Source organism: Streptomyces sp. UNOB3_S3 (assembly GCF_020740895.1).
In the GTDB taxonomy this organism is placed as follows: domain Bacteria; phylum Actinomycetota; class Actinomycetes; order Streptomycetales; family Streptomycetaceae; genus Streptomyces.
The window spans coordinates 1-20,887 of sequence record NZ_JAILXP010000035.1 but is presented as its reverse complement, the minus strand read 5'-3'; the positions used below and the strand labels follow the sequence as shown (position 1 = coordinate 20,887).

Genomic DNA, 20,887 nt, shown 5'->3' with positions numbered 1-20,887 from the left:
CAACGGCATATGCGTCGCGCAGGTGAACGATTGATCCGTCGTTACCCGTACGCCAGTTCCTCAGCCGTCCGAACGGGCGTTCCGTCAGCGCCCGTACCCGGACCGCCCGGATCAGCCGCCGTAGCGGCGGTGGCGCGCCGCGTAGTCGCGGAGCGCGCGAAGGAAGTCGACCTTGCGGAAGGCAGGCCAGAAGACTTCGCAGAAGTAGTACTCGGAGTGGGCGCTCTGCCAGAGCATGAAGCCGGACAGCCGCTGCTCACCGCTGGTGCGGATGATGAGGTCCGGGTCGGGCTGGCCGCGCGTGTAGAGGTGCTTGGTGATGGCGTCGATGTCGACGGTCTCGGCCAGCTCCTCGTGGGAGACGCCGTTCTCCGCGGCTTCCAGGACCAGGGAGCGGACCGCGTCCGCGATCTCCTGCCGGCCGCCGTAGCCGACCGCGACATTGACCAGTATGCCCTCGCGGTCGATCGTCTCCTGCTCGGCCTCCTTGAGGACCGACTGGGTCCGGGCCGGGAGCAGATCGAGGGTGCCCACGTGGTGGACGCGCCAGCGGCCGTCCGCGGCCAGGCCGCGCACCGTGTTCTCGATGATGGTGAGCAGCGGATTGAGCTCCTGGCCCGGGCGGTCCAGGTTGTCCGTGGAGAGCATCCACAGCGTGACGACCTCGACGTCCGTCTCGGCGCACCAGCCGAGCAGCTCGGAGATCTTGTCGGCACCCGCCTGGTGGCCCTGCTCGGTGGTCCGGCCGTCCGCGCGCGCCCAGCGGCGGTTGCCGTCGAGGATGACACCGATGTGCTTGGGCACCTGGGCGTGGTCGAGGCGGCCCTCCACCCGGCGTGCGTAAAGCCTGTACACCAGGTCGCGCAACTTCACTCTTCCTGCCCCTCCATGCCACGGCGGTCGCCCCGAGGGCGCCACCCTACTGCCAGCGTGTCGCGAGGACCCAACTCGGCCTGTCACAGGACCGTGATAGTCAGATGCACATGACCGATCCCTCGCTCCACCGCGCGGCCGAAACGCGCTACGACTTCATGGAGTACCGGCGTGCGGGCCGCAGCGGGCTGAAGCTGCCCGCCATCTCCTTGGGACTGTGGCACAACTTCGGTGACGACCGCACCCTCGACTCGCAGCGGGCCATTCTGCGCCGGGCCTTCGACCTGGGCGTCACCCACTTCGATCTGGCCAACAACTACGGGCCTCCGCCCGGTTCGGCCGAGCTCAACTTCGGCAAGCTCTTCGCCCAGGATTTCCTGCCCTACCGGGACGAAATCATCATCTCCACCAAGGCCGGCTATCTGATGCACCCCGGCCCGTACGGCGAATGGGGCTCGCGGAAGTACCTGCTGTCGTCGCTCGACGCGTCGTTGCGCCGGATGGGTGTCGATTACGTCGACATCTTCTATTCGCACCGGTTCGACCCGCACACCCCGCTCGAGGAGACGATGGGCGCCCTGGCGTCGGCCGTCCGGCAGGGCAAGGCGCTGTACGCGGGCGTCTCCTCGTACAACGCCCAGCAGACCCGGGAGGCCGCCCGGCTGCTGCGGGAGATGGGGGTGCCCGCGCTGATCCACCAGCCGTCCTACTCGATGATCAACCGCTGGACGGAGGACGACGCGCTGCTCGACGCCCTGGAGGAGGAGGGCATGGGCTGCATCGCCTTCGCGCCCCTCGCCCAGGGCCTGCTCACGGACAAGTACCTCCACGGCGTCCCGGAGGGGTCCCGCGCCTCCCAGGGCAAGTCCCTCGACCCGGGGCTGCTCACGGACGACGTGGTGCGCCGGCTGCGCGGGCTGAACGAGATCGCCGCGCGGCGGGGCCAGTCCCTGGCCCAGCTGGCGCTGAACTGGGTGCTGCGCGACGAGCGGATGACCTCGGCGCTGATCGGCGCGTCCGGCGTGGCGCAGCTGGAGGCCAATATCGCCGCGCTGGGCGCCGCCCCGCTGGACAAGGCGGAACTGGCCGAAATCGATGCCCTGGCGGTCAGTACGGAGGGCGTGAACATCTGGGCCCGACGGGGAGATTCCTAGATCGAACCGGCCGGAATCCCGGCCCGCGCCCACTTCGGGATACCCGGCGATGGTTGGCCAGGCCATGATCATCGCATTGAGGTGACACATCTCGACACGGAGAGTGACGAGGGGGAAAGAAAACGGGCCGGTCCGTGGGGGGGATACGGACCGGCCCGAGGGGGGGTTTCCACCATAACCGGTCCGAGGCCCTCCTTGCTGCATCGGCGGGGGTGACAATGCGTGGCGTGCTGACTTGAAGCCACGTTGTTGATCTTGTCCGGGGTGTTTTACGGAGCCGCTTCGAGCCCCCTCGAACCCTTCATTGCTGGGCTGACGGCGCAGAACCGGCCATCCGGTCGCTATCCGGAATCCGGTCCACCGCTCTTCCGAAAATGTCTTGCAAAGTCATCACCGGCTTGACGCGATTCCACATTCCGGACGCCATTGACATCACGGCGAAGTCACGAGGACATCACGCGGGCCTCTCGACGGGCTCCGGCCGCCCGGGGGAAGGCCTCGGGAACGACGGTCAGGACTCCGATCACCGCCATACCGGCCCCGAGCCACAGCGGCGCGCGAAGGCCGAAATCGGCTATCGCCAGTCCGCCGGCCGAGGAACCGATGAGGACCCCGAAGGTGATGAAGGAGGAGTGGACGGTGTTGACCAGCGGCCGGGCATTGCCGGCCCGCTGCACACGCGTCACCATCGCCGGATTCATGGTCACGCCGACCAGGCCGACACCCATCATGAACACCACCGTCGGGACCTTGAGATGGGCCAGCAGTGCGAATCCCGTGAGAAAGACCAGGTTAAGGACTAGACCAAAGAGCAGGACGGTCACGGCGTGGCGATCGGCGAGCCGCCCGACGACGTTGTTGCCGATCACCGTCGCGGCCCCGTAGCCGATAAGCAGCAGCGGGACGGTACCGCTGCCGAAACCCGTGACCTCGGTGAGGATCGGGTTGAAATAGGAGAACGCGGAGAACGTCGCGCCGATGACACAGGTGCTGGTGGAGAGGGCACGCCAGAGCCCGCGATTCCGGAAGACGCCCATCTCCTCGCGCAGGCTTCCGCCGCCCTCGGCGTGCGGCGCGTCCGGCACCCCGGCGAGCGTGCACAGCGCCGCGAGGACGGCGAGGCCCGTGATGACCCAGAACGCGGCGCGCCAGCCCAGGCGCTCCCCGATCAGCGTGGACATCGGCAGCCCCAGCAGGGTGCCCAGCATCAGCCCGTTCATCAGCACGGCCACCGCCCGGCCCCGCACCTCGGGGCGGGTCAGCTGGGCGCAGAGCGAGACGGCCGTGCCGAAGAAGGCCTGCGAGGCGACACCGGTGACCACCCGCGCCACCAGCATGGCCCCGTAGCCGGGGGCGGTGGCGGCCAGCGCGTTGCCGGCCAGGAAGACCACGAAGAGCACGGCGAGCGCCCGCCTGGGCCGCAGCCTCAGCAGGGCGACGGTCAGGAGGGGCCCGCCGAGGGACATGGCGGCCGCGAACGCGGTGATGAGATAGCCGATCTGGGGGATGGCCGCGTCCAGCCCGCCGGCCATCTGCGGCATCAGCCCGGCGACGACGAATTCGCTGGTCACCATGGCGAAGACGCCTAGCGCCAGTACGTATACGGCTCGGGGCATGGCAGTTCCCTGGTGTCGTTGTTTTGTATCGATCAGTTCAAAATGAAGGCATGCGTGAGCTATGTGTGAGCGCACACGAGCACGTGCGCCGCGTGGGGTCAGATCGCGTCGAGGGCCGTACGGGCGACGGCGCGCAGCGCCGCCTCGCCCGCCCCGGCGCGGGCCGCGACCCGGATGCCGCTGACGGTCGCGGTCACGAAGTGCGCGAGCGCGCCCGCGTCCTTGGCCCGGTCGATGTCACCGGCTCGCTGCCCGGCCTCAAGGGCGGCGGTGAGCGCGTCGTGACGACGGGCGTAGTCGCGCTCCAGCTCCCGCGCCACCTCGGGGTCGCGCGAGGCCAGCTCGACGGCGGTGTTGACGTAGAGACAGCCCCGGCCGTCGCCCCCGGCTCCGGTCTCCTCCGCGATGACACTGTCCAGCAGAGCGCGGACCTTCTCGCGGACGGGGGCTTCCTCGTCCAGGAGCGCGGCCAGCTGGTCGCTCCTGCGCCGCATGTACAGCGCGAGGGCGCGGCGGAAGAGGTCGTGCTTGCTGTGGAAGGTGTTGTAGACGCTGCTGCGCCCCAGGCCGGCGGCCTCGCACAGGTCCTGGGTCGACGTCGCCTCGTACCCGGCGGTCCAGAACGCCTCCAGCGCGGCGTCGACCGCCCGCTCCTCGTCGAACTTCCTCGGTCGGGCCATGGGGCGACCGTAACAGTTTTTGGATCACTCGGTCCAATACTGCCCGGGGATCCCGCTAGACGACCTGGAAGTTGGCCATCATGGCCATGTCCTCGTGTTCGAGGTTGTGGCAGTGCAGCATGTAGCGCCCCTTGTACCCGGCGAACCGCACGAGGGCTTCCACCACCTCGTACGGGCGGACGTCCACGGTGTCCTTCCAGCCGGCGTCCCCGGCGGCGGGCGGCGTGCCGCCCCGGGCGACGACCTGGAACTGGGCCAGGTGCACATGGACCGGGTGGTGGAAGTCGCTGCTGAAACGCCACCGCTCCACACTGCCCAGGCGTGGGGACGCCAGCACGCTGTCGGTGTCGAACGGCCGCCCGTTGATGGTCCACATCCGCCGGTCCTCGCCGACGTTGGTGCGGCGGAAGTCGAACACCCGCACAGGCATCGCCGCGCTCGGGGCGAGCGTCTCGAACGAGGCGGCGAGACGGGCCGGCACGCGACTGTCGTCCCTTGCCCTGCGCGCGACATGAAAACGCATGACGTCGCGCATACCGCCCTCGGCCGCCTCGTTGCGCAGGACGATCCGGCTGCCGACGGGAAAGCCGGCGAAGTCGACGACGACGTCGCACCGTTCGCCCGGCGCCATGTCGACCGCGCCGAGCGGCCGGGGCGCGGCGAGCAGGCCGCCGTCGCTGCCGATCTGGACGAACCGCCCGCGCCCGCCCCCTCCGACTTCCAACCGCAGCCGGTAGCGGCGGGCGTTGGAGGCGTTGAGGAGACGGAAGCGGTAGCGGACGGTGGACACCTCCAGGACGGGCCAGGGCGCGCCGTTGACGAGCTGGACGTCGCCGAGCACACCGTCGGGGAAGGCGTCGTGATCGTGATCGTGCCCGTGATCGTGTCCGTGGGTGGGGTAGCGGAAGGAGCCGTCCTCCTCGAAGGAGCGGTCGCACAGCATCAGCGGGATGTCGCGGTCGCCGCCCGGCAGCGGGAGCCGGTCCTCTTCCTCGTCGCCGACGAGGAAGAAGCCGGCCAGGCCGCGCCAGACCTGCGGGGCGCTGAAGTCCATGCGGTGGTCGTGGTACCAGAGCGTCGCGGCCCGCTGCGGCAGCGGGTACTCGTAGGTGCGGTAGCCGACGCTCGTCCGCCCGCCGTGGCCACCGTGGCCGTCGTGGAACCGGTCGGGTGAACAGCGGACCGGCAGGAGCAGGTCGGTGGGGTAGCCGTCGGACTCCGGCGGGGTGACGCCGCCGTGCAGGTGCGTGACGGTGGGGACCGCGAGGCCGTTGCGCACCCGGAGCACGGTCCTGCGCCCCGAGCGGGCGGCGAAGGTCGGGCCGGGGAAGATCCCGTCGTACCCCCACACCGTGGTCTTGCGGCCCGGCAGGATCTCGACGCGGCCCTCGCGCTGCTCGACCTCGTAGAAGTCGGCTCCCCGCTCGGTACGTACCGGCCGGGCCACCGGCGGCACGGGAAGAGGGACGCCGAACGGCTTGGGCAGGGGGCCCGCGCTGGCCAGCACCCGGCCGGTCGACGCTCCGGCGAGCCGGGACCAGCCCGCCGCGCCCACGGTCACGGCAGCACCGGCACCGGCGGCCGCCAGCCCCAGGAACCCGCGGCGGCTCGGACGCCTCACTCGGCCACCCCCGCCGGCCGGGTGGTGCCGCCGACGCGGTGGGTGAAGGCCCAGCACGCCAAGACGGTCGCACAGCCGAAGACGCCCATCCCCAGCGGTATGTGGCCCGCCAGCACACGGGCCTCGCCGAGCCCCTGCTGCACGCTCACCAACGCCACCAGCACCGCGCTCGCCGCCGCGGGCCAGCCCGGGGCGGCGAGGCGCCGCCACACCACCAGCGCCGCCACCGTCTCGACGACGGTCAGGGCGCTGAGCACGCTCGCGTTGGCGGCGTGCCAGGTGAGCAGGTCCAGGTCGCCGGTGACGAACAGGCCGGCCAGCGCCGCCTGCACGAGCGTGTCCAGCAGCACCGCCACCGCGACGACCCGCAGCACGCGCATCGGCCAACCCTGCATGTCACGCATCGGTGTGTCACGCATCGGTGTGTCACGCATCGGCCAGGGCCCGCTCGTACCGCTGGAAGCCGTCCTCGACCCCCAGGAAGATCTCACCGAAGGTCAGGTACCCCTCGGCGATGACCGGCGTGTCGCGCAGGGCCTCGATCAGGAAGTAGTACGCGCCCAGGTCCTCGGTCTCCAGCACGACGAAGTCCGAGAAACGGCCGTTGAACGCCTCCGCGTCGAAGAAGCGGGCCCGGACCCGGTCGGCGTAGGCGGCGAAGACCGGCTCCAGATGCGTCTCGCGCATCGCGTTGCGCTCCTCGCGCGACAGCGTCAGCCACCGCTCGGTGACCGTGTAGGTGAGGACGATGCCGTACTTCATGGGACTCCCCCGAGCATTTGCTAACAGCGTTAACTTTCGAGGGAAAGGTAAAGTGATAGGCGTTAACTTTGTCAAGGGAAGGCGGGCCGAGCCCCATGTCCAGCACCGCGGGAACCCGTACCGGCCGCCGTCACCGGGTGCGCGAGGAGGCGCTGGCGGAGATCCTGCGCACCGGGCGGCGGCTGCTGGTCGAGGAGGGGCCGGGGGCCGTCACACTGCGGGCCATCGCCCGCGAGATGGGCATGACCGCACCCGGCCTGTACCGCTACTACGCCGGCCACCGCGACCTGATCCAGGCACTGACCTCGTCCCTCTACGACGAGCTGGCCGCCGCCCTGGCCGCGGCCCGCGACCGCAACCCGGCCGCCGGGCCCGGGCCGCGACTGCGCGAGGTGTGCCGTGAACTGCGCCGCTGGGCCCTGGACCACCCCCGTGAGTTCGGTCTGCTGTTCGCCAAGCCGGTCGTGGACGCCGACACCACACCCGGCACCGTCGCCCACGACTCCGGCTGGCGCTTCGGCGGCGTGATCCTCGACCTCATGGTGCGGCTGTGGCAGGACGGCGGCGTCCACCCGCCCACCGGCCTCGACCCCGCCTGGGTGGAACAGCTGGAGGAGGTGCGTGAACACCTCTCCGGCGAACCCGTGCCCCTGGAGGTCATCTACGTCTTCGTCGCCTGCTGGACCCGGCTGTACGGGACGGTCGCCGTGGAGGTCTTCGGCCACCTCGACTTCGCCCTCACCGACCCGGAACCGCTCTTCGAGCACGCCCTCGACGACATCCTCGCCACGCTGGGCGCCGCCGCCGACTGATCACGGCTGTCACGACGGCCGTCAGGGCTTCGAGGCGACGACGATCGCGTAACCGATGCCGGGCGTCGAGGCGAAGGCGTCGGCGACGGCGCGGGCGTTCCGCAGCACCTCGCTCGCGGCCGCCGTCTCCGGGACGTCGGGTATCGCCACCTGCCCGAGCCGCTCGGACACATTGCGGACCGTCCCGGGCACGGCGTGGCCGGACACGTCGACGACCTCCTCGACGACGAGCCCGCTGTCCTCGATCAGCCCGGGGTACTCCGCGAGGGGAGCGAACGAGACGATGCCCGTCATCCGGAAGTAGTCCTCCAGGCCGGCCCGTCGTTCCTCGGGAACCGGGGCGCTCTGAACGATGTTGGCGATGGCGAGCCGACCGCCCGGCCGCAGCGTGGCGGCCACGCACTTGAGCACCCGCTGGGGGTCGGCCATATGGATCAGGCTCTCGAACAGCCAGGCCGCGTCGAAGGATTCCGGGTCGAAGGGCAGGCTCGCGGCATCACCGTGCCGGAACGTCACCCGTTCCCCGAGCCCTTCGGCCTCGGCCGCCAGCGTCGCCAGCCGCACCTGCTCATGGCTGATGGTGACGCCGACGACCTCCGCGCCCGTCGCCCGCGCGAGGCGCAGGGCAGGACGGCCCGTCCCGCAGCCGACGTCGATCACGCGCTGTCCCGCCCCGACCTTTAACTTGCCGATCATCAGGTCGGTCATCCGCTCGGACGCCTCCTCCATCGAGGCGTCGTCGTCGGGCCCTTCCCAGTAGCCGTAGTGGAGACTGCCGCCCATGAGGGCGCCCAGCATCTCGCTGCCCTGGTCGTACATCTCACCGATCGTCTCGGCATTCGCCTTCGGGTCCCTGACAGTCATGCTCGACCTCCTTTGATTCCCTTGATTCCCTTACCTCTAGCCCCAGTTATCCCCCGGCCCGCAGCGCGCCCGCCAGTACGCCCACCCACGCCCCCACGATCAGGAACGGGCCCAGGGGTATGGACGCGCCCCGGGGCAAGCGCCGGATGAGGCGCAGGGCGTTGCCGTAGCAGGAGGCGAGGAGCAGGCCCGCGAAGGCGCCCAGCAGCAGGACCCACCACCCGTACCAGCCGAGGGCGCAGCCCAGGCCCGCGGCGAGTTTCACGTCGCCGAATCCCATGCCGCTCGGGTGGAGGAGGAACAGCGCGAGATAGCCGCCGCCCAGGGCCAGCCCGCCCAGGAGGGCGTGGGTCCAGGAGCCCGCCGCGCCCGGTATCAGCGAGGCCGCCCCCAGCAGGAGCGCCGTCCCCGCCGCCAGGGGCAGGGTCAGGACGTCCGGCAGGCGGCGCACCTGCCGGTCCACACCTGCCAGCGCCACCCCCACGGGCACCGCGAGCAGCCATACGACCAGCTCGGGCCGTATCCCGACCGCCGCCGCGAGGCCGCCGCACACCACCGCCGTCATAGCCGCCGTCATGACCGCCGGCCACCACGGCGGTGCCGGCGCGCCCGGCCCGTACCTCCCCCCGCACACGCCGCAGCGCGCCGGGCCCACCCAGCCGCCGACGGCATGCCCGCACGGGCCCGTGGACCGCCACTCCTCCCCCGGCTCCACGGCCAGCCGGAACCGCGCGCGCCGCGTCAACACCCCGGCGAGGGCGCCATACACAGCGGCAACGACGATCAACACAGCGTTCATGCCCCGAGGTTACGTACGATCGCCGATTCTCGCCGGGGCCTGTGGATAACCTTGGCGCATGGCCCGCCACCAGGACGGTTTCGCCCAACTCCACGTCGTTTCCAGTGGGATGATCACACCGCTGGAGATCGCCGCCTCCTACCGGGCCCGGACGCGTGGCCTCCTCGGCCGTGAATCCTTCGAGCCCTTCGAGGGCGCCCTCCTCCTCACCCCCGCCTCAGGGGTTCACACCTGGCGCATGCGCTTCCCCATCGACGTGGCGTATCTCGACCGCCACCTCACCGTGCTCACCGTCCGCACCATGCGTCCCGGGCGCCTCGGGCTCCCCCGGATCAGGGCCCGCCATGTCCTGGAGAGCACTGCGGGCGCGATGGCGGAGTGGGGAGTGGCCCCGGGCGCGCGCCTCGAAGTCCTCCCGCCCGCTTGACCTCTCCGCTCACCACGGCCTGTCGTAGCGTTCGGCGCCCGGATCGGCGTCTACCCCGGAGCCTGGATCGGCGACACAGCGGGTATTACGGAATTATCCGGCACGCCCTCCTCCGTACCCGTCCTGCGAGGAGCACCATGAGCGCCACGTCTCCCGACGCCCTCCTGCGGATCGCCTCCGGCTTCATGACCTCGAAGGTCCTGCTCACCGCCACCACCCTCGGCCTCTTCACCGAGCTGGCCGACCGTCCGCTCACCGCCGACGAACTACGCGCCCGGCTGTCCCTCCACCCGCGTTCCACGCACGACTTCCTCGACACCCTCGTCGCCCTCGGCCTCCTGGAGCGCGTCGATGGTACGTACGCCAACACCCCCGCCACCGCCCGCTACCTTGTCCGCGGCAATCCCACTTACCTCGGCGCTCTGCTTGAGATGAGCGATGCCAGGATGTACGAGATCTGGGGGCGGCTCGAAACGGCACTGCGCACGGGCGAGCCCCAGAACGAGATCAAGTCCGGTGACGAGGACATGTACGCCACCCTCTACGCCGACCCCGAGCGCCTCGCCTCCTTCCAGCAGGCCATGACGGGGCTGTCCATGGGCTCCGTCCTCGCCCTGGTCGACGCGGTCGACTGGTCCCCCTACCGCACGGTCGCCGACATCGGCTGCGCCGAGGGCTTCCTGCTGACCGAGTTGCTCCGCCGCCACCCGCACCTCCGGGGCACCGGCTTCGACCTGGCCGTCGCCGCCCCCGGCTTCCAGCGACGCCTCGCGGAGTCCGGTCTCGCCGACCGGCTCGTCTTCCGCACCGGGGACTTCTTCACCGAACCGCTGCCCCAAGCGGACGTGCTCATCTTTGGTCACGTCCTGAGCAACTGGGCCCTGCCCATCCCCCGCACGCTGCTGCGCAAGGCCCACGAAGCGCTGCCGGACGGCGGCATCGTCGTCATCTACGAGACGCTCCTCGACGACGACCGCCGGGAGAACGTCGACGGCCTGCTCATGAGCCTCACCATGCTCCTGGAGACCCCCGGAGGCTTCGAGTACACCGGCGCCGACTGCCGGGGCTGGCTGGCCGACGCCGGATTCCGCGAGAGCCACGTGCGGCACCTGGCCGGGCCCGAGTCGATGGTGATCGGCAGGAAGTGACACCCGCGCGTCGGACGGTGGGCGCCCGCCGTCCGAGGCGCACTGATCAGCCGGCTCCGACCGGCAGCAGGTCGACCTGCGCCGCCAGCCAGGCCGGCAGGTCCAGCAGCCGGACTCCCTCCTGCTCGTCCGGATCGGTACGCGCGACCAGGCACACCATGTCCTCGGTCCCGGTGTTCACCGGCATGTGCGGCGTGTCGGCCGGGATGTAGAGGTAGTCGCCCGCCCGCAGCACCACATGCTCGGCCAGGCCCTCACCGTGCCACACCTCGACCTGCCCCGACTGGATGAAGATGGCCGATTCATGACCCTCATGCAGATGAGGCCGCCCTCTGGTACCGGCGGGCATCACCAGCCGGTGAAGACACAGCCCCTCGGCCCCGGCCGACTGGGCGCTGATACCGGTCCCGAACGTCCCGCCCTGGATTCCCTCGTACTGCCCGGTGCGCACCACCGCGCACTGCTTGTGATCAGCCATGCGCGCAGTACAACAGCCCACCCGTGACACCTGATCACTTCGCGCCGACCTTCATGAAGCGAAGGACGGATCCGCCCCTGGAGTGCTAGCGCCGGCGCGCCAGGAACGTCCACACCCCGAGGCCCAGCAGCAACGTCGTCCCCGTGCCGATCCCCACATAGCCGATCGTCCGCAGCCGCTCGTTGCGCGGGCCGGTTCCGGCCGAGGCGACCAGTTCCCCGCCGACGCCGCCCCCGCCGCCCGGATGGCCGCCGCCGTTCCCCTGCGGCCGTCCGGTGCCCTGGTCGGCCTTGCGCGCGCCCGCGACATCGACCCGCAACGTGACCGGCACACCCCCACCATGCGACCCCTGTCGCACCTTCGGGCTCAGGCTCACCTGAAGGTAGTACCAGCCCGCGAAGCGCATGCCCCTGACGGCCTCGCCACCGCCCCCACCGCCGTACGCCGCCGGGGGCGTGGCCAGTGCGACGGTGGCCGGTTTGCCCTGGTAGCCGGTGGTCTTGTTCATGACGAAGCCGCGTGCGGCGTTGTTCAGCCCCAGCCGTACGCCACCGATCACCATCGGACCGCCCCCGTCCGCTCCCCCGAACTCCGCGTCCGCGAAGAGCTGTTCGCCCGCGTCGACCGACACGCGGTAGAACCGTGTGTCCCCGGGCCGGAGCTCGTCGCGCCACATCCCCGGGCGGAGTTCGGCCGCGTCGTTGAACCCCGTCCCGCCCGTGACGCCCTCCGCCGCGCCCTGCGGCGGTTTCGACGGCGCCTGCGAGCTCCACGCGCCGGGAGCGGACAACGTATCGGTCGATTCCGTCCGTTGCGGCGGCTCCGCCACGTACTTCAGCTCGATCGGCACGGCCGAGGCGTCCCCGCCCAGCGCGTCCCCCCGCTCCACGACGAACCGGTACGAGCCCGGCGCCGCGCACGCCGCACCCGGCTTCACCACGCGTTCCGCGTAGTCCGCGACGGGGTACGCGCCCCCGGCCGACAGGAACGACCGGTGCCGGACCGTCCCGCACTGCGTGCCGTCCGGCGCCTGTAACGAGACGTCGATCCCGTCCCGCAACCCCATCGCACTCCCCGGCCTCGGCACCGCCACCGCCGACACGTACGCGCTCGACTGACCGTCCAATTCGACCGTGTAGTACTTCGTTTCCTTCGGCTTGATGCCGTCGGTGTACGTACTCGCCCCCGCCCTCAGCTCAGGACCGCGATCAGCGCTGTTTTCGGCCCCCTGCACAACGATCGCCCCCGGAGCCATCCGGTACGCGGCCGGCCCCTCCGGCCCGTCAGCCGCCCCGGCCGCACCCGCCTTCCCGGCAGCCCCGACGAGCACTCCGAACGCCGTCGCCATCACGACGAACCCGCCCCTCATGTCCCGCCTCCCTCACCGCTACCCGCTCGGGAGGCCCCATCCTGCCCTGCCATCCCGCGTGCGCGCGACCGCTCCAACTCGTATACGGTGAACGATCAGTTCCGGCCATCCACATGGCTGGAATGATCCGTATCTCTCGGTAAGGAAACCCATGCGTCGTCGCATTTCCGCACTTGTCCTGACCGCCGTGATGGCCGGCACCGGTGCCGCCCTAGTCACCGCCCCCACCGCCCAGGCGGCCTCCTCCACCACCTGCGACATCGCGAAGCTTCGTCACGACGCCGACGTCCTGTACGACAAGGCCGCACGCCAGAAGCGCGCCGGCCAGCGCGAGGCCGCCCGCCGCACCATCGCCCAGGCCGACGCCCTCAAGAAGCGCGCCGCCCAGTGCGATGCGGCCGACCGCAACGTGTCCCACCACTTCTGACGGACCGGCGCCGCCCAGGGCCGGCTCACCGCGCACCGGTGAACCGACCCTGAACGTGCGGCGCGTGTCTCTTCAGAAGAGCGCCATCGCGTAGTCGGCTGCCCCTTGGCGCGGGAGGTTCACCCACACCCGGGTGCCCTCCCGCGCCGGGGCCGGGCGGATCACGCCCCAGCTCCCCTTGCACTCGTGCACCACGCACGCGAGGAGATAGAGCATCTTGTTGCGCCGCGCGGCACACTTCGCGGAACTGTCCGTGTCGGCGTGCCGCGTGTGCGGATCCCACACGACGATCCGCACCCCCTCCTGCTGCCAGCCCACGGACAGGTACAGCACCTGTCCGGGCTCGAACAGCGCGGCGCACGCGACGAGTTCGCCGGTCGCCTGGAGCGCGGGCGGCAGGAGATCCGTCAGCCCGTGCGCGGCGAGCGCGTTGTGCACGCTCGTGCGTGCGATCGCGGCGGCATGTGGTTCGCCCGGGATGGCGTAGCTGTACGCGAGGCTTTCCGGGGTGCGGGTGGCGGGGGCGGCGCTCAGGTGGTCGGACGGGTCCGTTGGGTTCGGGGTGACGGTTGGGCAGAGGCTGGCGAATGGCATGGCGACTCCCGTGTGGGGTGGAGTGGGTTGCAGCGGCGCGCTGCCAGTGGCTTGTCTCCCTGACGCGGGCACACCCCTCCCAGGGACGGAGGGTTCGGGCACGCCACGCGTGATGCGCTTCCGGCTGGCGCCGGGCTTTCGCGGTGCACTACCGAAGCTAACGAGGCGCGTGGCACGCGTGCCACACCGAAGGTGGCTATTACCCCTAACGGGTGAGGTGATGACAATCGCGAACGCGCCCACATCGGGGCGCTGTAGGAATGGACCATGCCACCCAGGAAGACACCCACTGAACGGCAGAAGCGGCTGGGCGCCGAGCTGCGCAAAATGCGTATGGCAGCGGGCCTTTCCACTGACTACGCAGCCGGATTGCTAGGCATCGACCGCACGAAGATCTCCAACATCGAGTCCGGCGTGCGGGTCATCACGCCCGATCGGCTGAGAACCTTGGTCTGCAACTACGCGTGCTCCGACCAGGACTACATGGCCGCCCTTGAGGCCATGGCCGCAGATCGTGAGCGCGGCTGGTGGGAGCGGTTCCGAGGAGCTCTGCCAGCCGGTTTGCTGGACATCGCGGAGTTGGAGTGGCACGCCGCACGGGTACGCACTTCACAGGTCATGCACCTCCCCGGACTCCTCCAGACCGAGGAGTACGCACGAGCGATCTTCGAGGCGGTGCTTCCGCGTCTGCCAAGGCTGGAGGTCGAGCTTCGTGTGGCTCATCGGATGGAACGGCAGCAAATCTTCCAACGTGACAAGCCCCTTGAGTACGTGGGCTACATCCACGAAGCAGCGCTACGCATGCAGTTCGGCGGCAAGAAGGTGGCCAAAGACCAGCTGAACTACCTGCTCAGCGCCTCCGAGCGCGATGACACCGTTCTGCGCGTACTCCCCGTCGAAGCGGGAGCGCTCCCAGGCGCCGGACACGCCACCTTGTACGCCGAGGGACCGGTGCCCCAGCTCGACACCGTCCAGCTCGACCAAGCCCATGGCCCGGAATTCCTGTACGCAGAAGCACAACTCGCGAAGTGCCGTGCGCACCTCGACTGGATGGATGGCGCTGCGCTGACCCCTGCCAGGTCCCGGGACTTCATTCGACGTATCACACGCGACCTGTGAGGAGCACGTCCATGAACCACATCACTTGGGAAGCCGCATACTGCGGCGAAGGTAACAACTGCTTCCGAATAGGCACCGACGACCAGGGCCGGGCCTACATCGCCGTGTCCGGCGCCGAAGACCGCTACCTCACCGACACCCGCGAAGCGCTCCGCGCCCTGATCCGCGAGATCAAGGCGGGCAAGGCCGACCACCTCCTCTGAGGAGCCCACGTCGCATGCCCGACATCCACTGGGAAGCCCCGTTCTGCGGCGAAGGCAGCGCCTGCTTCCGCATCGGCACTGACAGCGCCAGCAACGCCTACATCGGCGTCGCCGGCGCCGAAAACGTCTACCTCACCGACACCCGCGAAGCGCTCCGCGCCCTGATCCGCGTCATCAAGGCGGGCAAGGCCGACCACCTCCTCTGAGGAGCCCACGGCCCGCGTCCCCTAGGGGCGGTCCTCCCGTGGTCTGACGGCAGGACCGTGCCTCGGAGGGACCCGGGAGGCCGGGGACGGCCCGAATACTGGAATCGGATATTCCGACCGACTCCGACCGACTCCGATCCGAAGGGCCCGCCCCCCATGAAGACCAAGCTCGCTGCCGGCGCCGCCGCCGGCGTCGCCATCGTCGCCCTCGCCTCCGTCGGCGCGGCGGCCGCCATACCTGCCGCCAAGGACTGGTACGAGGGCCGCCACGACCAGTCGTCCCAGTACACGACGGGGGCCGAGGCCAAGGCCGGCCGCGCGTCGGTGCCGCGCTGGCTGCCCGACGACGCCCGTGAGATCCGGTACGCGATGAAGACCACCGGCGGCGACCGTCTCCTCAAGGCCACGCTCCCCACCGGCAAGCTCCCTGCGGAGTGCACGGCCCTCCCCTCCAGCACCCGGGCGAAGGAGCCGAACCTCTCCGCGTCCTGGTTCCCCGGCAAGGAAACCGGTCTCGCGCAGGCCCGCTGCGGGCTGTACTACGCCTACACCGACGGCAACACCCTCTACGCCTGGCAGGACAACGACGACTGGATCAACGACAACAAGTCCAGCTGACCACCAGGGCTTCATGCCGCCGGTCGGCCGTCAGCGGTCCTTCACGGTGAGGCCGATGTGTTGTGCCAGGGCCGGGGCCAGGTCGAAGAGCTGGGCCGTGCTGATCGTCGCGCCGTTCAGGGACCCGATCCCGGAGGCGATGCCCAGCGCGGTGGCCTCGCGCAGGTCGACCCTGGTCAGCGTCGCCTTGTCGAACCGTGCCCGGTCCAGGGTCGAGCCGGGGAAGCTGACGTCGGTCAGCGTCGCCCCGCCGAAGTCCACGTCGCGCAGGAGGCAGTCGACGAAGGCGACGTCCCTCAGCGCGGTCGCGCGCAGGTTGACCGAGTCGAATTTGCACTGGTGGAAGACGACGCGGCGCATCTCGCCACCGTGGATCTCCGTTCCGGCGAAGACGCCGGCGGTGCACTCGCTGTCCAGCCAGGTGGTCTCCGCGAGGTTGGTGCCGACCATGCGGACGGAGTGCAGCCACACCTCGTCGAACCGGGAACGCCGCAGGCGACCGCGCTCGAAGGCGGCCGAGGAGAAGGCCGACTGGCTGAAGAGGGAACTGCCCGCTTCCGCGTCCTGGAAGGCGGAGCCGTCGAAGTGCAGCCATTCATAAGTGCCCGCCTGTTCGAGCAGCTCACCGGTGAAGGGCTCGAGGTGGTGCGCGTACGGCAGGGCGGCCAGGTCACGGGGGGCGCGGACTCGCATGGGTTCCTTCCGGGACGGCGGGGGAAGGCCCCCATGCTGGCGCCGATCGCGCGTTTTGCCCAATCGGCGCGAGCGCGAAGAATCACGCCGTAAGTGGACCGAGCGACGCCCCAGAATGCATACAAAAGGTATGAAAAGGGGCGTTCGATCAAGCTGCTGTCCCTATGCCCCAGCGCCGTCCGGAGAAACAGTTCCCTGAAATCGATTTTGCGCTCCGCCCCGTGAACGCCATATCCACGGGCCCCGCCCACGGGCCGTCCCAGGCACGTTCCTACTTCCTGGGGAAGCTCACCTCCACCCGGCGGTTCTTCCGCCGCCCGTCCTCCGTGCCGTTGTCGGCGATCGGGTACTGCTCGCCGTAGCCGCGGATCTCGTACTGGATCGACGCCGAGCCCAGGTCCTTGGCCAGCTCCCGCTGGACCATGTTGGCGCGCTCCTTGCTGAGGGAGACGCCGTGGTCGGCGTCGCCGAGGTTGTCCGTGAAGCCGAAGACGCGCAGGGCCGTGGCCTTCTGCTTCTTCACCTCGTCCGCGATCGCGCGGATGCGGGCGCGGGCGGCGTCGCCCAGGTCGGCGCTGTCCTTGTCGAAGATGACCTCCGCCTGGAGGGCGAAGGTGACGTCCACGTTGGTGTCCTCGCGGCGCTCGCCGCCGTCGTCCGTCTCGACGACCGACTTGATGTCGAGGACGCGCCCCGGGGCGAGCTTCCTGCCCGGCCGGAGCTTGAGGCCCGGGGCCGTGGGGTCGGTCCTCACCGGCGGCGTCGTATTCGCCTGCCGGCCCGGGCCGGCGTCCGCGTACGCGTTCCCCGTCGCCGGGCCCGGCATCGCGACAGCGAAAGCCAGCGTCGCGGCCACCAATCCCCCTAGGGGAAACGCTGCCGGAGTCATGGTCCTCACCCCGAGATCCTGATCCGGACGGATGGCATCGTCGGAAGCTGGAAGTCCACGTCCGTCACGGACGCGGGCGGTGCCGGGAACTGGGCGAAGACGGGGCGGCTCTCGCCGGGACGGATGTTGACGAGGCCCGTGGTGCACAGGCACTCGCCGTCCGTGTCACGCAGGACGAGGTAGCGCTTCTTCCCCGCCGAGTCGATGAGCGAGGCGCCCGAGACCGACGACTGGGACTTCATCTCCGTCTCCTTCGAACGCCAGGTCAGCGGGGTGTACGGCTTGCTGCCCCGGTTGGCGACCGCTCCGTTCACGGTGACGAAGCCGCCCTTGTCACGGACGGCCGACGTGAGGGTGACGACCACGCCGTCCGGGCCCTTGATCTCGCCGAGCTTCGCGCCGCCCGACGACACGGGCTCCTCCGACGCTCCCGACGAATTCTGCGCGGCGCCGGAGCCTCTCGCCGCGTTCAGGTCGATCGTCTTCTTTCCGTCATCGTTCCCCTCACCTCCGCAGCCCGTCAGGGCGAGGGATATGACGACCACAAGGGCCGCACCTGCAATACGAAAGCTCATGGGTGCCGTTCCTTCACTGGTCGGTGGGGGTCCGGTCGGGGTCCGGTCGGTGGGGGTCACTCGGCGAGGCGCACGGCGAACAGGTCCGTGGCCCTCACCGTCGCCCCGGGACGCCTGGGGTCGATCACCAGCACCTTCCCGCCGTCGCAGGTGAGGTCGACGACCGGGGGCGGGGACGGGGAAGCCATTGGTGTTGGCGTTGGCGTTGGCGTGGGTGCGGGTGTGGGGGGTGGTGCCGGTGGTGCCGGCTTCGCGTCGCAGCGCGGGGTCACCGTCGCCTTCGCCGTCGCCTTCGCGTGCTTGTCGCCCGTACCGGGGACGACGGACTCCCCCACCGTCCGCTCCGACGTGACCGTGACCGTGAACGAACCCGGCTCACCGCCCGGCTCACAAGTGATCCCCCGCTGGGCGCCGTTCAGACCCGCGTACGACTCCGCCGCCTCGCAGGCCCGGCCGTCCCGGGCGCCCCGGCCCGCCAGCCAGTCGGCCCAGGTGCCTGTACCGGCCGTACCCGCCCCGCCGCCCGTGCCCACCGCCAGCAGGAAGCCCGTACGGAGCTGGTCCCGGTAGTCCTGGGCGGCGGCCAGGGCGGCCGCGTCGGCGGCGGTCTGGGCGGCGTTCTTGACCGCGCCCGCCCGGCCGACGGCGAAGAAGGCGAGCGCGAGGAAGAGCAGGGCCGCCACGGCCGTGATGTAGAGGGGGAAGGCCTGACCCGCGTCGTTCAGCCCGTGATGCGGCTGATCTGGTTGGTGATCGCCGTCGCGATCATCGTGCCGAAGTCCGTCGTCGTCAGGACGAGGATGATGGCGACGACCACGGCGATGATGCCCAGGTACTCGACCGAGGTCTGTCCCCGGTCGTCGGCCGACAGCCGCTGGATTCCCTTGACCCTCATGTTCTCCTCCTCGGGAGATCTCCGTACGGACCCGTTCCCTTCCCTCACCGGGAAGTTGGGACACCATCTGCCTCACCCCCGCTCGGCGGCGATGCCTTCGGACGTCGACGCCGACGACTGTCCCATATCCGATTGCAGCCGCGAAGGTCCTTCACGGTCTTCCCTCAACTCACTCAGTGTGTAAGCCCCGGCGGGATAAGTCCCTGCCGGCTCGGAGCAAGGGGCGGCGTGGTGCGGGGATATGTGTATGTGCTGCGAGGCGTGCGTCATGGTGGTGGTTCTCCTCTCACAGGTGGTGATGCACCTCATTGGCCCTCACTCCCCCGTGATGGAGCCGAAATCCGTGCCCGAGCCCAGGAAGAACCCCGCGATCAGCAGGATCACCGTGCCCGGGACCATGAACGTCGTGATGACCATCGTCGCCTTGGGCACCGCCCTGGCCGCTCTCCGCCGGGCCAGCTGGGCGTCCGTGCGGCGCATGTCCTTGGCGATGCCGATCAGGGTGTCGGCGATGGGTGTGCCCAGTTCCTCGCCCTGCTGGAGGGCGGTGACGAACTGGGCGACCTGTTCGGAGTCATTGCGCTTGCGCAGTTCGTCGAAGGCCTGGCGGCGGGCGACGCCCATGTCCAGCTGGCGCAGCACGATCCGCAGTTCGTCCGCCCACGGTCCCTCGTAGTGCTCGGCCACGCGGTCGAGCGCCTGCCGGAAGCTCAGGCCCGCGCTCACGACGACGGCGAGGACGTCGAGGAAGTCCGGCAGGGTCCGTTCGATGGCGGCCCGGCGCTCCCGTACGGCGACCCGGATGCCGACCTCGATCCAGAACAGGCCGAAGGCGACCATCAGCAGGGCGAGCAGGGCCTGGCCCTTGGCCAGCATCACCAGCGCGCCGACGAAGCCGAGGATGCCGTAGACGGCGCGGCGGGCCGCGTAGCGGTCGACGGTCAGGCCGCCCGGGTTGCCGGCCCGGTCGATGCGGCGCCGTACGGCCGTGACGCGCTTCTCGCCCATCAGGCGGAGCACCAGCGGCGCGTAGCGCATGCCGAGCCGGTCGACGGCCGAGCCGACGGCCGTGGTGCGCGTCGAGCCGACCTCGAGGGCCAGGACGAGGTCGGGAGGCAGCTTGGCCTCGCTGCGGACGAGCGCGATGCCGTGGCAGGCGCCCACGACGGACGCGCCGGCCAGCAGCGCCAGCAGGATTCCCATGCCGCTCATCTCCCCACGTCCCGGGCCCGGCTCACACGTCTCCCCGCGTCCCGGGCCCGGCTCACGCGTCTCCCCGCGTCCCCGGCCCGGCTCATACGTCGATCCTCGACATCCTGCGGATGAGGAAGAACCCCACTCCGTAGAGGCAGAAGGCCGCCACGACCGCGGCCTGCCCCAGCCAGCTTCCCGTCATCCGGTCCAGCGATCCGGGTGCGATGCGGTCCATCAGCAGCAACGTCCCGATACCCATCAGCGGTACGACGTAGGCCGTCACCGTCACCTGCGAGAGCTGTGTCCGCACCTCGCGCCGGGTCTCCTTGCGCTCTTCGAGGGTGGTCGTGAGATTGCGCAGGGAGCTGACGACCGTGCCGCCCGCGCGATGGGAGAGGACGAGCGTGGTCACGAGCACCACCAGTTCGCGGGAGGGCAGCCGCCGGGCGAGCTCGCCGAGGGCGTCGTCGATGGAGTGGCCGACGGCGAGCCGGTCGGCGACCTTGGCGAGTTCCTCGCCCGCCGGGGCCTCCATCTCCTCGGCCGCCATGCCGAGGGCCGTGCGCAGGGCGAGCCCGGCCTGGGTGGCGTTGGCGAGGATCCGGGAGAGCTCGGGCAGCTGGCCGATGAACTTCTCGGTGCGTTTGCGCCGCTGCCACACCAGGAAGGCGTGGGAGGACCAGATGGCGACGGCGGCCGCCAGCGGCCCGAAGAACGGCGCGAGGAGCAGCCCGGCGGCGATCCACAGCCCGGCCGCCGCGCCGACGGTCGTCGCGGCGAACTCGCCCACGGTGACGTCCAGTCCGGTCGCCGCGATCTCCCACTCCAGCCGCCTGCCGGGGCGGGTGGCGCGCAGCCACCGGTCCAGGCG

At 70.3% G+C, this 20,887-nt stretch carries 27 protein-coding genes; 9 read left to right on the top strand and 18 right to left on the bottom strand.

What is annotated here, in order from left to right:
• Nucleotides 1–111: 111 nt before the first annotated feature.
• Nucleotides 112–873, bottom strand: a complete 762-nt coding sequence (locus tag K6I33_RS06380; protein ID WP_229348696.1) for an isoprenyl transferase — start codon at nt 871–873, stop codon at nt 112–114.
• A gap of 110 nt (nt 874–983) precedes the next feature.
• On the opposite strand from K6I33_RS06380, the gene mgrA reads away from it, so the two are divergent.
• Entirely contained in the window at nt 984–2,027 is a 1,044-nt protein-coding gene (gene mgrA / locus K6I33_RS06375; RefSeq protein WP_229348695.1) for an L-glyceraldehyde 3-phosphate reductase, read from the top strand.
• 443 nt (nt 2,028–2,470) lie between these two features.
• Here the strand turns inward: mgrA and K6I33_RS06370 are convergent, their stop codons facing one another.
• From K6I33_RS06370 to K6I33_RS06350, 5 genes are all read right to left on the bottom strand, one after another.
• A complete protein-coding gene (locus K6I33_RS06370; RefSeq protein ID WP_229348694.1) occupies nt 2,471–3,643 on the bottom strand; it encodes an MFS transporter in 1,173 nt (390 codons plus the stop codon).
• A 98-nt stretch (nt 3,644–3,741) separates the two neighbouring features.
• A complete protein-coding gene (locus K6I33_RS06365) occupies nt 3,742–4,323 on the bottom strand; it encodes a TetR/AcrR family transcriptional regulator (protein ID WP_229348693.1) in 582 nt (193 codons plus the stop codon).
• A 55-nt stretch (nt 4,324–4,378) separates the two neighbouring features.
• Nucleotides 4,379–5,944, bottom strand: coding sequence for a multicopper oxidase family protein (locus tag K6I33_RS06360; RefSeq protein WP_229348692.1), 1,566 nt, complete (start codon nt 5,942–5,944; stop codon nt 4,379–4,381).
• Nucleotides 5,941–6,339 (bottom strand): hypothetical protein, encoded by a 399-nt coding sequence (locus K6I33_RS06355; RefSeq protein ID WP_229348691.1) that lies wholly within the window; start codon nt 6,337–6,339, stop codon nt 5,941–5,943. Before K6I33_RS06355 ends, K6I33_RS06360 begins: the two co-directional genes overlap by 4 nt.
• Before the next feature lie 31 nt (nt 6,340–6,370).
• A complete protein-coding gene (locus K6I33_RS06350) occupies nt 6,371–6,706 on the bottom strand; it encodes a darcynin family protein (RefSeq protein WP_229348690.1) in 336 nt (111 codons plus the stop codon).
• A 95-nt stretch (nt 6,707–6,801) separates the two neighbouring features.
• Between K6I33_RS06350 and K6I33_RS06345 the strand changes: the two genes are divergently transcribed.
• Nucleotides 6,802–7,518, top strand: a complete 717-nt coding sequence (locus K6I33_RS06345; RefSeq protein ID WP_229348689.1) for a TetR/AcrR family transcriptional regulator — start codon at nt 6,802–6,804, stop codon at nt 7,516–7,518.
• 21 nt (nt 7,519–7,539) lie between these two features.
• Here K6I33_RS06345 and K6I33_RS06340 read toward each other — a convergent pair whose 3' ends face one another.
• Nucleotides 7,540–8,382, bottom strand: coding sequence for a cyclopropane-fatty-acyl-phospholipid synthase family protein (locus K6I33_RS06340; RefSeq protein ID WP_229348688.1), 843 nt, complete (start codon nt 8,380–8,382; stop codon nt 7,540–7,542).
• Between the two features lie 46 nt (nt 8,383–8,428).
• The gene (locus tag K6I33_RS06335) at nt 8,429–9,181 is read right to left on the bottom strand and encodes an A24 family peptidase (protein WP_229348687.1); all 753 of its coding nucleotides are present in this window, start codon (nt 9,179–9,181) and stop codon (nt 8,429–8,431) included.
• 58 nt (nt 9,182–9,239) lie between these two features.
• On the opposite strand from K6I33_RS06335, the gene K6I33_RS06330 reads away from it, so the two are divergent.
• Nucleotides 9,240–9,608 carry a DUF192 domain-containing protein gene (locus K6I33_RS06330; RefSeq protein WP_229348686.1) on the top strand — a complete coding sequence of 123 codons (369 nt, stop codon included), beginning with the start codon at nt 9,240–9,242 and terminating at the stop codon, nt 9,606–9,608.
• Between the two features lie 137 nt (nt 9,609–9,745).
• Complete coding sequence (locus K6I33_RS06325; RefSeq protein ID WP_229348685.1) at nt 9,746–10,756, top strand: acetylserotonin O-methyltransferase; 1,011 nt, start codon at nt 9,746–9,748, stop codon at nt 10,754–10,756.
• A 46-nt stretch (nt 10,757–10,802) separates the two neighbouring features.
• Here the strand turns inward: K6I33_RS06325 and K6I33_RS06320 are convergent, their stop codons facing one another.
• Together K6I33_RS06320 and K6I33_RS06315 are read right to left on the bottom strand one after the other, a co-directional pair.
• Nucleotides 10,803–11,234 (bottom strand): cupin domain-containing protein, encoded by a 432-nt coding sequence (locus K6I33_RS06320; protein ID WP_229348684.1) that lies wholly within the window; start codon nt 11,232–11,234, stop codon nt 10,803–10,805.
• An 85-nt stretch (nt 11,235–11,319) separates the two neighbouring features.
• On the bottom strand, nt 11,320–12,603 hold the full coding sequence (locus K6I33_RS06315) for a hypothetical protein (RefSeq protein ID WP_229348683.1): 1,284 nt from the start codon (nt 12,601–12,603) through the stop codon (nt 11,320–11,322).
• Nucleotides 12,604–12,754: 151 nt separating this feature from the next.
• Between K6I33_RS06315 and K6I33_RS06310 the strand changes: the two genes are divergently transcribed.
• Nucleotides 12,755–13,030 carry a hypothetical protein gene (locus K6I33_RS06310; protein WP_229348682.1) on the top strand — a complete coding sequence of 92 codons (276 nt, stop codon included), beginning with the start codon at nt 12,755–12,757 and terminating at the stop codon, nt 13,028–13,030.
• Nucleotides 13,031–13,102: 72 nt separating this feature from the next.
• Here the strand turns inward: K6I33_RS06310 and K6I33_RS06305 are convergent, their stop codons facing one another.
• Nucleotides 13,103–13,624 carry an ATP-binding protein gene (locus K6I33_RS06305; protein ID WP_229348681.1) on the bottom strand — a complete coding sequence of 174 codons (522 nt, stop codon included), beginning with the start codon at nt 13,622–13,624 and terminating at the stop codon, nt 13,103–13,105.
• 267 nt (nt 13,625–13,891) lie between these two features.
• Here K6I33_RS06305 and K6I33_RS06300 point away from each other — a divergent pair, with 267 nt between their 5' ends.
• The 4 genes from K6I33_RS06300 (at nt 13,892) to K6I33_RS06285 (ending at nt 15,770) form a co-directional block, all read left to right on the top strand.
• Entirely contained in the window at nt 13,892–14,743 is an 852-nt protein-coding gene (locus tag K6I33_RS06300) for a Scr1 family TA system antitoxin-like transcriptional regulator (RefSeq protein WP_229348680.1), read from the top strand.
• Between the two features lie 11 nt (nt 14,744–14,754).
• Nucleotides 14,755–14,946, top strand: a complete 192-nt coding sequence (locus K6I33_RS06295) for a hypothetical protein (RefSeq protein WP_229348679.1) — start codon at nt 14,755–14,757, stop codon at nt 14,944–14,946.
• A gap of 14 nt (nt 14,947–14,960) precedes the next feature.
• On the top strand, nt 14,961–15,152 hold the full coding sequence (locus K6I33_RS06290) for a hypothetical protein (RefSeq protein WP_229348678.1): 192 nt from the start codon (nt 14,961–14,963) through the stop codon (nt 15,150–15,152).
• Between the two features lie 156 nt (nt 15,153–15,308).
• A complete protein-coding gene (locus K6I33_RS06285) occupies nt 15,309–15,770 on the top strand; it encodes a hypothetical protein (protein ID WP_229348677.1) in 462 nt (153 codons plus the stop codon).
• A 30-nt stretch (nt 15,771–15,800) separates the two neighbouring features.
• Here K6I33_RS06285 and K6I33_RS06280 read toward each other — a convergent pair whose 3' ends face one another.
• The 7 genes from K6I33_RS06280 to K6I33_RS06250 form a co-directional block, all read right to left on the bottom strand.
• Nucleotides 15,801–16,463, bottom strand: a complete 663-nt coding sequence (locus tag K6I33_RS06280; RefSeq protein ID WP_229348676.1) for a pentapeptide repeat-containing protein — start codon at nt 16,461–16,463, stop codon at nt 15,801–15,803.
• Between the two features lie 271 nt (nt 16,464–16,734).
• The gene (locus K6I33_RS06275) at nt 16,735–17,352 is read right to left on the bottom strand and encodes an OmpA family protein (RefSeq protein ID WP_374283571.1); all 618 of its coding nucleotides are present in this window, start codon (nt 17,350–17,352) and stop codon (nt 16,735–16,737) included.
• A gap of 5 nt (nt 17,353–17,357) precedes the next feature.
• Nucleotides 17,358–17,927, bottom strand: a complete 570-nt coding sequence (locus K6I33_RS06270) for a hypothetical protein (protein WP_229348675.1) — start codon at nt 17,925–17,927, stop codon at nt 17,358–17,360.
• A 56-nt stretch (nt 17,928–17,983) separates the two neighbouring features.
• Nucleotides 17,984–18,652: a pilus assembly protein TadG-related protein gene (locus K6I33_RS06265; protein WP_275126639.1), complete on the bottom strand. Its 669-nt coding sequence runs from the start codon at nt 18,650–18,652 to the stop codon at nt 17,984–17,986.
• Nucleotides 18,649–18,822 carry a Flp family type IVb pilin gene (locus K6I33_RS06260; protein ID WP_229348673.1) on the bottom strand — a complete coding sequence of 58 codons (174 nt, stop codon included), beginning with the start codon at nt 18,820–18,822 and terminating at the stop codon, nt 18,649–18,651. The genes K6I33_RS06265 and K6I33_RS06260 overlap by 4 nt, the downstream gene beginning before the upstream one ends.
• A 315-nt stretch (nt 18,823–19,137) precedes the next feature.
• Nucleotides 19,138–20,025 (bottom strand): DUF5936 domain-containing protein, encoded by an 888-nt coding sequence (locus K6I33_RS06255; protein ID WP_229348672.1) that lies wholly within the window; start codon nt 20,023–20,025, stop codon nt 19,138–19,140.
• Nucleotides 20,026–20,116: 91 nt separating this feature from the next.
• Nucleotides 20,117–20,887, bottom strand: a 771-nt coding sequence (locus tag K6I33_RS06250; RefSeq protein WP_229348671.1) for a type II secretion system F family protein, incomplete at its 5' end; no start/stop codon positions are given.